This window comes from Burkholderia sp. BCC1985, from assembly GCF_905339915.1.
Classification (GTDB): domain Bacteria; phylum Pseudomonadota; class Gammaproteobacteria; order Burkholderiales; family Burkholderiaceae; genus Burkholderia.
In genome coordinates this window covers 1-564 of record NZ_CAJPGY010000128.1, presented here as the reverse complement: position 1 = coordinate 564, position 564 = coordinate 1, and the positions used below count along the sequence as shown (strand labels likewise).

Below are 564 nucleotides of genomic sequence, written 5' to 3'. Positions count from 1 at the left end.
AACCATGGCAAGCGAACCGATTCGCGATCCCGCGAACGACCACCTGCTCACCCCGCAGAACGCGGCGTTCATCGTCATCGACTACCAGCCGGTCCAGGTGAACTCGATTGCATCGATGGATCGCCAGCTGCTGATCAACAACATCGTCGGCGCATCGAAGGCCGCGGTCGCGTACGGCCTGCCGATCGTCCACTCGACCGTCAACGTGAAGACCGGCCTGAACAAGCCGCCGATCCCGCAGCTGCGCGCCGCGCTCGAAGGCTATCCGACCTACGACCGCACCAGCATCAACTCCTGGGAAGACGTCGAGTTCCGCAAGGCCGTCGAGGCCACCGGCCGCAAGAAACTGATCATGACCGCGCTGTGGACCGAAGCGTGCCTGACCTTCCCCGCACTCGACGCGCTGAAGGCCGGCTACGAAGTCTATGTGGTGGTCGACGCGGTCGGCGGCACGTCGGTCGCCGCGCACGAAGCCGCGCTGCGCCGCATCGAGCAGGCCGGCGGCCAGATGATCAGCGTCGCGCAGCTGTTCTGCGAACTGCAGCGCGACTGGGCGCGCAGCGC

1 protein-coding gene is annotated in these 564 nt (G+C 66.1%); it reads left to right on the top strand.

All coding sequences use genetic code 11. From position 1 onward, the window contains the following. Positions 1–4 precede the first annotated feature (4 nt). On the top strand, positions 5–564 hold a 560-nt coding region (locus U4Z31_RS36955), incomplete at its 3' end, for a hydrolase (protein WP_321812997.1).